Below are 13,792 nucleotides of genomic sequence, written 5' to 3' on the forward strand. Positions count from 1 at the left end.
AGCGTGGCGCCCTTCGGGGCGGCGGTGCTCAACCTGCGCGCCGGCGACAGCGCCTGCGACGAGGTCTGCGAGCGGGCCTACAAGGCGCTGACGGCGGCGGGCGTGGACCCGCTCTACGACGACCGGGACGACCGCCCGGGGGCGAAGTTCGCCGCGACCGATCTGGTGGGCATCCCGTGGCAGCTGATCGTGGGGCCGAAGGGCGTCGCGGACGGCGTCGTGGAGCTGAAGCGCCGGGCGACCGGCGAGCGGCAGACCCTGCCGCTGGACGCCGCGCTCCAGGCCATCACGGCGTGACCGACGCCCGCGGGGTCACCGGCGCGCGGGCAGCGCCCTTCGGGCCCTGGGAGCGGATGATCGCCGCGCGCTACCTGCGTGCGCGCCGCAGCCAGGGCGGCGTGTCCCTGATCTCCATCATCTCGTTCCTGGGCATCATGCTCGCCGTCGCGGGCCTGATCGCGATCATGTCGATCATGAACGGGTTCCGGTCCGAGCTGCTGAACCGCATCCTCGGGTTCCAGGGCCATCTGTTCGTGACCGGCGGCGTGCTCGACGGCCCCGAGCGCGACCGGGCGGTGGCGCGCATCGTCAAGGTGCCCGGCGTGGTCCAGGCCGCGCCGATCATCGAGGCCCAGGCCATCGCCATCGGCCCCAGCCAGATCACCGGAACCCTGGTGCGTGGCATCAGCCTGGCGGACCTGCAGGCGACGAAGCTGGTCTCGGGCCAGCTGACGGCCGGCTCGCTGCGCGAGTTCGGGAAGGGTGAGTACGGCGGCGACGTGATCGTGGTCGGCGCCCGGCTCGCTCAGTCGCTGGGCGTCGCGCCTGGCGACACCCTGACGCTCATTTCGCCGACCGGCGGGGCGACCGCGTTCGGCGGGACGCCGCTCCAGAAGCCCTACACGGTGGGGGCCACCTTCAGCGTCGGCATGAGCCAGTACGACCAGGCCTACATCTACATGCCGCTCGCCCAGGCTCAGCTGTTCTTCGGCCGCGAGGACACGGCGGACGCCATCGAGATCAAGGTGACCGACCCGGACCACGCGTCCCGCATGCGGGGGCCGATCACCAAGGCGGCGGGGCCGGCGGCCATCGTCAACGACTGGACGCAACGGGACGTGGCGTTCTGGGGCGCGCTGGCGGTCGAGCGGACGGCGATGCGCATCATCCTCGGCGTGGTGATCGCCATCGTGGCCCTGAACATCATCTCGGGCCTCGTCATGCTGGCGAAGAACAAGACCCGCGACGTGGCCATCCTGCGCACCGTGGGGGCGGGCCGCGGTTCGGTCCTGCGGATCTTCTTCATGATCGGCGCCAGCATCGGCGCGGCCGGCACGGTCGCGGGCGTCGCGCTGGGCGTGCTCTTCTCCCTGAACATCGGCCCGATCCAGTCGCTGGTGGAGTGGGCCACGGGCGCCCAGGTGTTCGCCTCGGACGTCTACTACTTGTCGCGCCTGCCCGCGAAGGTGGACTGGCTGGAGGTGTTCTGGATCTCGGTCTTCTCCCTGAGCATGGCGTGTCTCTGGAGCCTCATCCCCGCGTGGCGGGCGTCCAAGCTCGATCCCGTCGAGGCCCTTCGCTATGAATGACGTGGTCCTGTCGATCCGCGGCCTGGAGCGGACCTACGTCACCGGCGCGGGGTCCCTGCCGGTCCTGAAGGGCGTCGACCTCGATCTCCGGGCGGGCGAGATCGTGGGGCTGGTCGGGCCGTCAGGCTCGGGCAAGTCCAGCCTTCTCCACGCAGCGGGCCTGCTGGAGCGCCCGGACGCCGGGCGCATCGCCGTGCTGGGCGCGGACTGCTCGAACCTGAACGAGCGCGAGCGCACGCGCGTGCGGCTGGCCACCATCGGCTTCGTCTACCAGTTCCACCACCTGCTCCCCGAGTTCTCGGCCGAGGACAACGTGGCGATCCCGATGATGATCGCGGGCGCGCCCAAGCGGGTCGCGCGGGAGAGGGCCCGCGTGCTGCTCGCGGACCTCGGCCTCGGCGACCGCACCCATCACCAGCCCGCGCAGCTTTCCGGCGGCGAACAGCAGCGCGTGGCGGTCGCCCGGGCGCTCGCCAACGCGCCGCGCCTGCTGCTGGCGGACGAGCCGACCGGAAACCTGGACCCGACGACCTCGACGGCGGTCTTCGACAGCCTCTACGCCCTGGCCCGGAGCCAGGGCGTGGCCGCCCTGGTCGCCACGCACAACTTCGAGCTCGCCCGCCACATGGACCGGGTGTTCGCCCTGCGCGACGGGCATCTGGAACCCTGGTCGGCGGAATAGAAGCGCGGTCCGGCGCGTCTCCTCGCCAGCCGCGCTCGATGCGGCGAAGCGATGGAGGACATTCATGTCCGTTCTCAAGAGGCTGGCGCTCGCCGCCGTGGCCGGGCTTGCTCTGACGGCCTCGGCCCAGGCGCAGACGGCGACGTCCGGTTCCGGCTCGACCGCCGACGCCGGTGGTCGGGTCACGACCGTGCGGCCCACCGCCGTAAGCCCCGGGCGCCCGATGCCCGTGGACCGACGGGAAGTCAGGCCTGGTCGTGGCGACGGCGCAGACCGCGGCGGCGACCACTTCCGCGACCGGCTGCGAAATGCGTGCTTCAACGACCCGAACCCGCCAATCTCGCTGTGCCGGCGGGTGTTCGGCGACGAGGCCGGCGGCGGACGCGGCGGCTAGACCGCGGTAGGCGGGCGGCCCTCGATCAGCCCGCTCCCGGCCGGGCCGTCCGCCGATCTCTATTCCCGGGACGCGACGTAGCCGTGCCCGAACACGGGGTCGCGGCCGGGATCGCCCAGGTCGCGAGCGCGGTGCGCCAGCGACGCCGGCGTCACGCCCGGCCGAAGCAGCAGGCCCGTCACGACCGGGGCGGCCAGCGAGGTGCCGGTCCACTCGCCGCCCGCCGCCCGGATCTTCACGCCAGGCGCGGCGAAGTCCACATGTGACCCCTGGGTCGCCCGCCGCCAGATCCGAAGGCGCGAGTCCACGGCGGTCACCCCGAGCACCTCGGGCAGGGCTGCCGGGAACGGCGCCGTGGCGCGAGGACCCCCGTTGCCCGCGGCGGCCACGATCACGACGCCCCGCGCGGCGATCCGTCGGACCACGGCCGCGATCGCGGCGTTCGGCGGTCCCGCGAGGCTGATGTTGATCACCTGGACCCGATAGCTGGCCGTCCAGTCGAGCGCCTGGGCGATCGCCGTGGCGCTCGCGCCGGGCAGGGGGCCCGGCTCGGACACATCCGCCGCGAGCAGGACAAGCCCGTCCCGGCCCGCAGTGTCGGCCAGCACCGCCGCGACGGCCAGGGCGTGGTCGCTGGGCCGACCGACCCCGGGCCCGAACCTGCGGGCGCGAAGCGCGACTCCGGCAAGCGCTGGAGCGCCCTCGGGAAGCGCTGTGTCGATGACCGCGGCGAGCCGGCCGGCCGCGCCTGCGCCGGGATCGGCGTGGACCAGCGGGTGGACATGAGATGTCCGGACCGCCTGGAAGACGTAGACGAAGTTGAGGTCGACGGCGTCGTCCGGACGGGCCGCCTTCAACGCCAGGAAGGCGGCCTCGGTCTTCATGCCGGCGGGCGCGGCGAACGTGTGCAGCGTGAGCCCGGCCGCCGGCAGGACCTCGCGCCGAATCTCCTTCAGGCCAAGCTTCTGCGCCGCTTCCGCGGCGCCTGGCTGATCGGCGGCGACGACGATCTCCCCGCGGCGATGCCATCGGCCGGAGAGGTCGCGCTCGTAGGTCGCCGCGATGACTGCCCGTTCCTGCCGCAGGACCTCCCGGGTCTGCAGCGCTGCCGCCTCGGCCGCGGCCGCCGCTTCCCGGCGGACCGCCTGGCGGCGAAGCGTCTCGATAGAATCCGTCGCGCTCGGCCGCATCGGCGTCGGCGCCGGCAACGGGCGCATCGGCGCGGCCGGCCGTGAGGCAGGGCCTCGCTGGCCCGTCGCCGGCGCCGCCGCCAGAACGATCGCCGCGATCGCCGGTACCATCCGCCAGCGCATGCTTCGTCCCTCATGTCGGCCGGTGGGAATAACCACGCCCGCGAAGACGTCTGCGGGTCGAACTCTATTCCGGAGGTAACCTGTGGCCGACGGCCGAGCATGGAGCGAGTCGGGTGGGGCGTGACGACATCGACGCCCGGATCGCCGCGGTGATTCCGCGGCTGCATCGCTTCGCCTGGGCCCTGACGGGGTGCCAGGCCGACGCCGACGACCTGACGCAGGCCGCGTTGGAGCGCGCGCTGGCCAACAAGCCGAAACTGGCTGTGCAGCGGAGCGTGGAGGCATGGATCATCCGCGTGGCGCGCAACCTGTGGCTCGACCAGCTCCGGCGCCGCCGGGTGCGTGACGTCGCCGTGGATCCGTCTCTGCTCGCGAGCGCCACAGAAGATGCGGCGCATGTCCGTCTCGAGGCCGAGGAGGCGCTGCGGGCGCTCCGGGCGCTGCCGCCGGGACAGCGCGAGGTGGCGGCGCTGATCCTTGTGGAGGGCTACTCCTACCAGGAGGCGGCCGACGCGCTGCAGGCGCCGATCGGGACCGTCATGAGCCGGCTCTCCCGTGCGCGGGCGGCGCTGGCGAACCTGTTGCTGGGGCGTGGGGACGCACAAGTGCAAGGAGCGGCGCCGTGACCCTCGACGATGAAACCCTGATGGCCTTCGCCGACGGGGAGTTGCCGCCGGACCGCGCGGCGGCCGTGGAAGCCGCCCTCACCACGGAGCCCGATGCGGTCGCGCGGCTGCAGCGCATTCGCGCGGTGCGCCAGAGGCTCGCCGGCGCGCTGGACGCCATCGCGCCGCCCGTCGACGTCATGGACCGGGCCAAGGCTGCAGTTGCGGCCCGCCGTGGGCCGGGCGGTTGGCCGATGATGGCCGTAGCCGGCGTGGCGGGGCTCGCTGTGGGCGCGTTGCTGACGGCGCCGTTCATGGCCGGTCGGAGCGCGCTCGCCCCCGACTTGACTGCGGGCCCCGCGCTGAAGGCCGCGCTGAACGCGACACCCAGTGGGGCGGTCTCGAGGCGGGGCGGCCGGGCGATCGCGGTTCTCTACTCCGTCATCGGCGCGGACGGACGCCCCTGCCGCGGCTTCCGGATCAGGCGCGGCGAAACGGTGCTGGAGGGTGCGGCCTGCCGGTCCGCGGAGACGTGGCAGGTGCTCGTGCTGGCGCCGGCAGGTCCCGAGCCGGCCGGATTCGGTCAGGCGTCGGGTGGGGAACCGGCGGCCGTGGCCGCCGCCGTCGATGCGCTGCAGCCGGGGCCCCCGCTGGATGCCGCGGCCGAGGCTCGGCTGATCCGGAGAGGCTGGTCGGAATAGACCGGGCGGGCGCCGCGTCTTCCGGCCAGGATCAACTGTCCTGGAGGACGTCATGGCCCCCGTCGCGCTGGTCATGGCCGCGGCGCTCGCGGTCCCCGACCTCGACCTATCGGCCGGTCTGGAGTGGCAGGCGGGTGACTACGGTCTCGGCGAAACGACTACGGCGACCTTTGCGCCGGTGAACCTTTCTGCGGATTTCGGCGCGTGGGCGCTGGGACTGTCGACCGCCTGGGCCAGGATCGATGGACCGGCTGACGTCGCGTTGCTCGACCCCTCCGCCCTGCGGCGTCGCGGCCAGGCGGGCGCGGACGAGCCGCGCAGCGGCTTCACCGACGTCGCAATCTCGGCAGAGTACCGGCCGCCGCCCGCGGCCGCGGCGTGGTGGGCGCTCATCGGCGGGGCCACCCTTCCGACCGGCGATGGCGAGAAGGGCCTCTCCTCGGGATCGATGGACGTCTTCGTCATCGGCGAGGCGGGCTACGACGCCGAGCCCTTCGCCGTGGCGTTGTCCGTCGGCTACCGCATCACCGGCGAGCCGGGCTGGAAGGACCCCTTCAGCCTGGCGTTTTCCCTCCGTCGGCGCTTGGGGGCGGACGCGCTGGCCGGCGTAACGATGGACTACACTCAGCCGCTTGCGGACGGCTTCGGGCCGCAGGCCACTGTCTCGCTCTTCGCGGGGCGCGCGTTCGGCCCGCGCCTCCAGGCGGATGTGCGGGTCTGGAAGGGCCTCAGCCGCGAGAGCGGTGACTTTGGGGGCGGCCTGACGCTGCGCCATGCGCTCGGCGCGGCGGCGCCCTAGCGCGAGGGCCTGTGGCAGCCGGGCTTGACGTCTGGAACAAAAGGAGAATAAGAACGAACCCGGAACGCACCCACAGGTTCTCCACAGGCGCCACACAGGAAGGATGCGGATGATGGTTCGTCTGGCCCGGGAATCGCTGGCCTTTGCGTCGGTGGCGAGCTTTGTGTGGCTGGTCTGCTCGGTGGCCGGCCTGGTGAGCTGACCGCCATGCGAATGGGGGAGTTGGCCTTGGGGGAGAGCGGCGGCGCAGGGTTCGTCCACCTCCGGGTCCGGTCCGCCTATTCGCTCCTCGAGGGGGCCATCAAGGCCGACAAGATCGGCGCGCTCGCCAAGGCCGACGGCATGCCCGCGGTGGCGCTGTGCGACCGGGCCAACCTCTTCGGCGCCCTGGAGTTCTCGGTCGCCACGAAGGGCGAGGGGGTTCAGCCCATCATCGCCTGCGCGCTCCCGGTCCGCGGCGTGGGCGAGGCGCCGGCGGAGCGCTGGGCCAAGGCGCCGACGGTCGTCCTGATCGCCCAGAACGAGACCGGCTACCTGAACCTCTGCGAGCTTTCGTCCAAGGCGTACCTGGACATCGACGCCAGCGACGAGCCGCACGTGCCCTGGGCCGAGGTCCGGCGGCACGCGGAGGGCCTGATCCTCCTGTCGGGCGGCCCCGACGGCCCGGTGGACCACCTCTTCGCGTCGGGGAAGGTCAAGGAGGGACGCGCGGCGCTGAGCGAGATGCACGAGGCGTTCGGCGACCGCTTCTACGTCGAGCTCCAGCGGCACGGGACGCCGGCCGAGGCCGCCGCGGAGCCCGAGCTGGTGGCCTTCGCGTACGACGAGGACGCGCCGCTCGTCGCCACGAACGACGTCTACTTCAAGAACGCTCAGGCCTACGCGGCGCACGACGTGCTGCTCTGCATCGCCGACGGCAGCTTCGTCGGGCAGGACGAGCGCCGGCGCGTGACGCCCGAGCACGGGTTCAAGTCGGCGGCCGAGATGCGCACGCTCTTCGCCGACCTGCCCGAGGCCTGCGACAACACGGTGGATATCGCGCGCCGCTGCGCCTTCATGGTCAACAAGCGCGACCCGCTGCTGCCGCGGTTCACGGGCGGGGAGGTCTCCGAGGCCGATGAGCTGGCCCGGCAGGCGCGCGAGGGCCTGAAGCTCCGCATGGCGGCGGGCCGCGCCAACGTGCGGCCGCCCGAGGAGTACGAGGCCCGCCTGGAACGGGAGATCCAGGTGATCACCCAGATGGGCTTCCCGGGCTACTTCCTGATCGTTTCGGACTTCATCAAGTGGGCGAAGGCGCGCGGGATCCCCGTGGGGCCCGGCCGCGGCTCGGGCGCGGGTTCGCTGGTGGCCTATTCGCTGACGATCACCGACCTGGATCCCCTCCAGTACGGGCTGCTGTTCGAGCGCTTCCTGAACCCCGAGCGGGTGTCGATGCCGGACTTCGACATCGACTTCTGCCAGGAGCGGCGCGAGGAGGTGATCGCCTACGTCCAGCAGCGCTACGGGCGCGACAAGGTCGCCCAGATCATCACCTTCGGAACCTTGCAGGCGCGCGCCGTGCTGCGCGACGTGGGCCGGGTGCTGCAGCTGCCGCTGGGCCAGGTCGACCGCCTGGCCAAGATGGTGCCGGCGAACCCCGCCAATCCGGTCACGCTGGCGCAGGCCATCGAGATCGAGCCGCGGCTTCAGGAGGAGCGACGGCGCGACGAGGCCGTGGCCCGCCTGCTGGAGATAGCGCTGCAGCTCGAGGGGCTCTACCGGAACGCCTCGACGCACGCCGCCGGGGTGGTCATCGGCGACCGGCCGCTGACCCAGCTGACCCCGCTCTACCGCGACCCAAGGTCCGAACTGCCGGCCACGCAGTTCAACATGAAGTGGGTCGAGAGCGCCGGCCTCGTGAAGTTCGACTTCCTGGGGCTGAAGACGCTCACGGTGATCGACCGGGCGCTCAGGTACCTCGAGAAACGCGGCGCGGCCGTCGACATGGCGAAGCTGCCGCTCGACGACGAGAAGACCTACGAGCTGATGAGCAACGCCCAGACGGTGGGGGTCTTCCAGCTGGAAGGGCAGGGCATGCGCGACACCCTGCGCCAGCTGCGGCCCAACTGCATCGAGGACGTGACCGCCGTGGGCGCGCTCTATCGCCCCGGCCCCATGGACAACATCCCGGCCTTCATCGACTGCAAGTTCGGCCGGCGCGAGATCGACTTCCTCCACCCGACGCTCGAGGGGGTGCTGAAGGAGACCTACGGCATCATCGTCTACCAGGAACAGGTGATGCAGATCGCCCAGATCCTGGCCGGCTACAGCCTCGGCGAAGCCGATCTGCTGCGCCGCGCGATGGGCAAGAAGAAGAAGGAGGAGATGGAGGCGCAGCGTGCGCGCTTCATCTCGGGGGCCGAGGCCAAGGGCATCCCGGCGGCGCAGTCCGGGGCGATCTTCGACCTCGTGGACAAGTTCGCGGGCTACGGCTTCAACAAGTCGCACGCGGCCGCCTATGCGGTGGTCAGCTATCAGACGGCCTGGCTGAAGGCGAACGCGCCGGTCGAGTTCTTCGCGGCTTCGATGAGCCTCGACATCGCCAACACGGACAAGCTCTCGGTGTTCTACCAGGACGCCAAGCGCTTCGGCGTGAAGATCCGGCCGCCTTGCGTGAACACGTCGGCCGCCGACTACGAGGTCGAGGGCGGCGAGGTGCTGTACGCACTGGGCGCGATCCGCAACGTGGGTCTGCAGGCCATGGAGCACGTGGCCCAGGTGCGCCGCGAGGGCGGCCCGTTCCGCGACATCTTCGACTTCGTCGAGCGGGTCGATCCCAAGCAGGTGAACAAGCGCACGTTCGAGACGCTTGCCCGCGCCGGCGCCTTCGATGCGATCCATCCGAACCGGGCGCAGCTCGTGGAAGCCGCCGACACCCTGATCGGCTACGCGCAGAGCGTCGCCGCCGACCGGGAGTCGGCCCAGGCCTCGCTGTTCGGCGGCGATCAGGCCGAGGCCCAGCGGCCCAGGCTGTCGAAGGCCGAGCCCTGGACGCCGACGGAGCGCCTGGATCAGGAACTGGCGGCGGTCGGCTTCTACCTCTCGGGCCATCCGCTGGACGACATGGTGGAGGCCCTGCGCCGCAAGCGCACCGACCTGCTCACCGATGCGGTCGCAAAGGCCGTGGCCGGCGCCGAGGCCCTGCGCATGGCCGGCGTGGTCCGCCGCAAGCAGGAGCGGCCCTCGCGCAGCGGGGAGAAGTTCGCCTTCGTCACCTTCTCCGACCCCACCGGCGAGTACGAGGTGCTGTTCCCGCCCGAGAGCCTGCGCAAGTGCCGCGATCTGCTGGAGCCCGGCAAGGCCGTGTCCATCCGGGTGCGGGCCAAGGCCAGCGACGGCGAAGTCCGCTTCTTCGGCGACGATGTGGAGCCGGTGGAGAAGGCCGTGGAGAACGTGGTGGCGGGCCTGCGGGTGCACATCACCCCCCACAGCGCCGAGATCGAAGCGATCAAGAAGCGGCTGGGCGTCTCGAACGGTCGCGGCGGCGAAGTGGTCCTGACGGCGCGGCTGGAGGGAAACCGCGAGGTGGAGCTCCGGCTGCCGGGCCGCTTCACCCTGGACGGCGCCGTCCGCGGCGCCCTGAAGACGGCCCCCGGCGTGGTGTTCGTCGAGGATCTCTGAACCCGAGGCCGGCGAGCGGCTGCGACGACCTGCGGCTCGGCGCGGTCCGGGCGGCGTCGCCTCGCCGCAGGGTCATGGCGACCTGGGCCTGAGGGCAGGCGCGTTCATACTGTTGGGTCCGTTGCCCGCCCCAGCCGCGGCTGCTTCTCTTCAGACGACGGGGAGGCGTCATCCGATGAAGCGGCAATCTGCGATCATCCTCGCGGCGGCGTTGATCGCCGGCCCGGCGGCGGCCCAGGGAACGTTCTCGCCTGGCCAACGCCCGGGGGCGACGTTCGGCTCGCCGGGGTCGTACGAGACGTACAAGCCGAAGAGCTACCTGCCGCAACAGCCTGCGCCGTCGTCGACCTCGCCCAGGCGCTACGGCGCGCCTGAGTCGCCGCAGACGCCGGGTTTCGAACCGTACAGGCCCTTCAGCGGGCGCTCGGTCTACAGCACGCCCTATGGAGCGTCGCGCTCGGAGCCTTGCGAGATCAGCGTCTACGTGAACGCCTGCGGCCGTCGGTAACCGCCGCGCGGTCGGTCGGACAGCGTCAGGCCGCCCCGGCTTGCATTTCTGCCGGTTTCCAACTACATGCGCCGCTCCAATCCACACGCGGGTGTGCGGGCCAGGCGGGGAGACATCCCGTCCTGTCCGTTCCGGTCTCTCCCAGGAGAGGTTGCCCGCGGCGGTCCAACCGGAAGAAAGACGAGTTACAGACGATGGCTCTGCCTGAATTCTCCATGCGCCAGCTGCTCGAGGCCGGCGCCCACTTCGGCCACCAGACGCACCGCTGGAACCCGAAGATGGACAAGTACATCTTCGGTTCGCGCTCCAACATCCACATCATCGACCTGTCGCAGTCGATCCCGCTGCTGCACCAGGCGCTGGTGAAGGTGCGCGAAGTCGCCGCCGGCGGCGGCCGCATCCTGTTCGTGGGCACGAAGCGCCAGGCTTCGGAGCCGATCGCGACGGCGGCCAAGCGCTGCGCCCAGTACTACGTGAACCACCGCTGGCTGGGCGGCACGCTCACCAACTGGCGCACCGTGTCGGGTTCGATCGCGCGCCTGCGCGAGACCGACGCGCTGGTGTCGGGCGAGGGCCAGGGCCGTTCGAAGAAGGAACTGCTGCAGCTGACGCGCGAGCGCGACAAGCTCGAGCTGAGCCTGGGCGGCATCAAGGACATGGGCGGCATTCCCGACCTGATGTTCGTGATCGACACCAACAAGGAAGCGATCGCGATCCAGGAAGCCCGGAAGCTGAACATCCCGGTGATCGCCATCCTGGACACCAACTGCAATCCGGACGGCATCACCTATCCGATCCCGGGCAACGACGACGCGGCCCGCGCCATCCAGCTGTACTGCGACCTGATGGCCGACGCGATCCTGGACGGCCTGGCGGCCGGGCAGGCGGCGTCGGGCGTCGACCTGGGCGCTTCGGAAGCCCCGATCGAGCCTGCGCTCTCGCGCGCGGCCCCGAAGCCGGCGGCCGAGCCTGAGGTCGCCCCGGCCGAAGCGGCGGCGCTGGAAGCGGAGATGTCGGGCGAGCCCGATACCACCGCCGCGGCGGCCGAGACGGCTGAAGGCGGCGCCGGCGCGGCGAGCGAAGAACAAGCCGGCTGACGCGTTCGCGCGCCAGCCCCACCCGAATTGACGTGCGGCGGCCTCCACCTGGGGCCGCCGGTCCCTGAACTTATGAGGAGCTGACCATGGCGGAAATCACCGCTGCGCTGGTCAAGGACCTGCGCGAGAAATCCGGCGCCGGCATGATGGACTGCAAGAAGGCGCTGCAGGAGAACAACGGCGACATCGAAGCGTCGATGGACTGGCTGCGCACCAAGGGCCTGGCCAAGGCGGCCAAGAAGGCTGACCGCGCGGCCGCCGAGGGCCTGGTGGCGGGCAAGATCAGCGCCGACGGCAAGACCGGCGTGCTGGTCGAGTTCAACGCCGAGACCGACTTCGTGTCGAAGAACGACAAGTTCCAGGACGCGGCCCGCGACTTCGCGGACGTGGCCCTGACCGTCGACGGCGACGTGGACGCGATCCGCAACGCCAAGGCGGCCAACGGCGAAGTCGTGCAGGACACGATCACGAACCTGATCGCGACCATCGGCGAGAACATGCAGCTGCGCCGTTCGGCCAAGCTGTCGGTCTCGCAGGGGGCCGTCGCGCTCTACCTGCACAACGTGCAGGGCGACGGCGTCGCCCGCATGGGCGTGCTCGTGGCCATGGAAGGCGCCGGCGACGCTGCGAAGCTGCAGGACGTCGGCCGCAAGATCGCCATGCACGTGGCGGCCACGGCTCCGCTCGCCCTCTCGTCCGACGAACTCGACCCCGAGGTCGTGGCCAAGGAGCGTGAGATCCAGACCCAGACCGCGATGGAGTCGGGCAAGCCCCGCGAGATCGCCGAGAAGATGGTCGAGGGCCGGATCCGCAAGTGGCAGGAGGAGGTCGTCCTCCTGAAGCAACCCTTCGTCATGAACCCCGACCAGACGGTCGAGCAGCTCGTGGCGGAAACCGCGAAGGAAACCGGTTCGCCGGTGGCCCTGAAGGCCTTCGTGCGCTTCGCCCTCGGTGAGGGCGTGGAGAAGAAGGCAGATGATTTCGCGGCCGAGGTCGCGTCGATGAGCGCCGGCGCCTAACGGCGTCGGATCATCGAGACTCCCAGGGGCGCGGTGCGGTCGACGCGCCGCGCCCTTGCTGTATGTTCGCCCAGCTTTCCGAGGATTCTCCGCCGATGGCCTTTGCCAAGCCGCGCTACAAACGCATCCTCCTGAAGCTCTCCGGGGAGGCCGGCGTCGGCGGCGACAGCTTCGGGATCGACCCGAAGACGCTGGGCGCCGTGGCCGAGGAAATCGCCCAGGTGGCGCGCGCCGGCGTGGAGGTGTGCGTCGTGGTGGGCGGCGGGAACATCTTCCGCGGCGCGGCCCTGGCGGAGGCCGGCATGGAGCGGGCCAGCGCCGACTACATGGGCATGCTGGCCACCGTGATGAACGCCCTGGCGGTTCAGGCCGCGCTCGAGAAGATCGGCGTCTTCACCCGCGTCCAGTCGGCGATCCCGATGGAGGCGGTCTGCGAACCCTACATCCGGCGCCGCGCGCTGAGGCACCTGGAGAAGGGCCGTGTGGTGATCTTCGCCGCCGGCGTCGGCGCGCCGTTCTTCACCACCGACTCGGGCGCGGCGCTGCGCGCCGCCGAGATGGGCTGCGAGGCGCTGTTCAAGGGCACCAGCGTGGACGGCGTGTACACGGCCGATCCCAAGAAGGATCCCAAGGCCGAACGCTACCAGACCCTCAGCTACACCGACGTACTGGCCAAGGACCTCAAGGTCATGGACGCCTCGGCGGTGTCGCTGATGCGGGACAACAAGATTCCGATCGTGGTGTTCAACATCCGCGAACGCGGGAACCTGCTGAAAGTCCTCAACGGCGAAGGCGTCTTCACGACCATCGCCTAGCCGCTAAAGTCGGCCCCAAGACCCGAATACGGAGACGCCTAGATGGCCACCGCCGAAAAGCCTGTGCTTTCCAACTACAAGGCCCGCATGGACAAGGCTGTCGCGGCCCTCAAGGACGAGTTCGGGTCGCTTCGCACCGGCCGCGCGTCGGCGAGCCTGCTGGATCAGATCCACGTCGAGGCCTACGGCTCGAACGTGCCGCTCAACCAGGTCGGCGCGATCAGCGTGCCCGAGCCGCGGATGATCACCATCAACGTGTGGGACCGCGGCCTGGTCGTCTCGGTGGAGAAGGCGATCCGCGCCTCCGACCTGGGCCTCAACCCGGTGGTGGACGGCCAGACGCTGCGCCTGCCGATCCCGCCGCTCACGGAGGAGCGGCGCAAGGACCTCGCCAAGATCGCGGGCAAGTACGCCGAGCAGCAGCGCATCGCCGTCCGCAACGTGCGCCGCGACGCCAACGAGGACTGCCGGAAGGCCCAGAAGGACGGCGTCATCAGCCAGGACGAGGAGAAGCGCTTCGAGACCGAGGTCCAGAAGATCACCGACGAGGCGATCAAGCGCATCGACGAAGCCTTGAAAACAAAAGAACAGGAGATCATGCACGTCTGAC

Annotated in this window: 15 protein-coding genes; 14 read left to right on the forward strand and 1 reads right to left on the reverse strand. The window is 70.8% G+C overall.

From position 1 onward, the window contains the following. From JNK30_RS02080 to JNK30_RS02095, 4 genes are all read left to right on the forward strand, one after another. Window positions 1-297 (forward strand): His/Gly/Thr/Pro-type tRNA ligase C-terminal domain-containing protein (locus tag JNK30_RS02080; protein ID WP_293479692.1); only part of this gene is annotated, 297 nt, incomplete at its 5' end. A 56-nt stretch (window positions 298-353) separates the two neighbouring features. Continuing rightward, a complete protein-coding gene (locus JNK30_RS02085) occupies window positions 354-1,589 on the forward strand; it encodes a lipoprotein-releasing ABC transporter permease subunit (protein WP_293479892.1) in 1,236 nt (411 codons plus the stop codon). Beyond that, window positions 1,582-2,271 (forward strand): ABC transporter ATP-binding protein, encoded by a 690-nt coding sequence (locus JNK30_RS02090; RefSeq protein ID WP_293479694.1) that lies wholly within the window; start codon window positions 1,582-1,584, stop codon window positions 2,269-2,271. Before JNK30_RS02085 ends, JNK30_RS02090 begins: the two co-directional genes overlap by 8 nt. 64 nt (window positions 2,272-2,335) lie before the next feature. After that, window positions 2,336-2,665 carry a hypothetical protein gene (locus JNK30_RS02095; RefSeq protein ID WP_293479696.1) on the forward strand — a complete coding sequence of 110 codons (330 nt, stop codon included), beginning with the start codon at window positions 2,336-2,338 and terminating at the stop codon, window positions 2,663-2,665. 59 nt (window positions 2,666-2,724) lie between these two features. Here JNK30_RS02095 and JNK30_RS02100 read toward each other — a convergent pair whose 3' ends face one another. Next, entirely contained in the window at window positions 2,725-3,855 is a 1,131-nt protein-coding gene (locus JNK30_RS02100) for a S8 family serine peptidase (RefSeq protein ID WP_293479698.1), read from the reverse strand. 236 nt (window positions 3,856-4,091) lie between these two features. Here JNK30_RS02100 and JNK30_RS02105 point away from each other — a divergent pair, with 236 nt between their 5' ends. From JNK30_RS02105 to frr, 10 genes are all read left to right on the forward strand, one after another. Further along, entirely contained in the window at window positions 4,092-4,604 is a 513-nt protein-coding gene (locus JNK30_RS02105; protein WP_293479700.1) for an RNA polymerase sigma factor, read from the forward strand. Further along, complete coding sequence (locus JNK30_RS02110) at window positions 4,601-5,284, forward strand: hypothetical protein (RefSeq protein WP_293479702.1); 684 nt, start codon at window positions 4,601-4,603, stop codon at window positions 5,282-5,284. Before JNK30_RS02105 ends, JNK30_RS02110 begins: the two co-directional genes overlap by 4 nt. A gap of 52 nt (window positions 5,285-5,336) precedes the next feature. Continuing rightward, the gene (locus JNK30_RS02115) at window positions 5,337-6,083 is read left to right on the forward strand and encodes a transporter (protein ID WP_293479704.1); all 747 of its coding nucleotides are present in this window, start codon (window positions 5,337-5,339) and stop codon (window positions 6,081-6,083) included. A 109-nt stretch (window positions 6,084-6,192) separates the two neighbouring features. Next, window positions 6,193-6,285: a cell division inhibitor SidA gene (gene sidA, locus JNK30_RS02120; RefSeq protein WP_293479706.1), complete on the forward strand. Its 93-nt coding sequence runs from the start codon at window positions 6,193-6,195 to the stop codon at window positions 6,283-6,285. 26 nt (window positions 6,286-6,311) lie between these two features. Beyond that, window positions 6,312-9,743, forward strand: a complete 3,432-nt coding sequence (gene dnaE / locus JNK30_RS02125; protein WP_293479708.1) for a DNA polymerase III subunit alpha — start codon at window positions 6,312-6,314, stop codon at window positions 9,741-9,743. Between the two features lie 175 nt (window positions 9,744-9,918). Then, window positions 9,919-10,251: a hypothetical protein gene (locus JNK30_RS02130; protein WP_293479710.1), complete on the forward strand. Its 333-nt coding sequence runs from the start codon at window positions 9,919-9,921 to the stop codon at window positions 10,249-10,251. A 194-nt stretch (window positions 10,252-10,445) separates the two neighbouring features. Further along, window positions 10,446-11,348: a 30S ribosomal protein S2 gene (rpsB, locus tag JNK30_RS02135; RefSeq protein WP_293479712.1), complete on the forward strand. Its 903-nt coding sequence runs from the start codon at window positions 10,446-10,448 to the stop codon at window positions 11,346-11,348. 86 nt (window positions 11,349-11,434) lie between these two features. Then, a complete protein-coding gene (gene tsf, locus JNK30_RS02140) occupies window positions 11,435-12,367 on the forward strand; it encodes a translation elongation factor Ts (RefSeq protein ID WP_293479714.1) in 933 nt (310 codons plus the stop codon). 95 nt (window positions 12,368-12,462) lie between these two features. Continuing rightward, window positions 12,463-13,182, forward strand: coding sequence for a UMP kinase (gene pyrH / locus JNK30_RS02145; RefSeq protein ID WP_293479716.1), 720 nt, complete (start codon window positions 12,463-12,465; stop codon window positions 13,180-13,182). A 42-nt stretch (window positions 13,183-13,224) separates the two neighbouring features. Next, window positions 13,225-13,791 carry a ribosome recycling factor gene (gene frr, locus JNK30_RS02150; protein ID WP_293479718.1) on the forward strand — a complete coding sequence of 189 codons (567 nt, stop codon included), beginning with the start codon at window positions 13,225-13,227 and terminating at the stop codon, window positions 13,789-13,791. The last annotated feature ends 1 nt before the right edge of the window (window position 13,792 follow it).

The sequence above is a fragment of the Phenylobacterium sp. genome (genome assembly GCF_016793225.1).
In the GTDB taxonomy this organism is placed as follows: domain Bacteria; phylum Pseudomonadota; class Alphaproteobacteria; order Caulobacterales; family Caulobacteraceae; genus Phenylobacterium.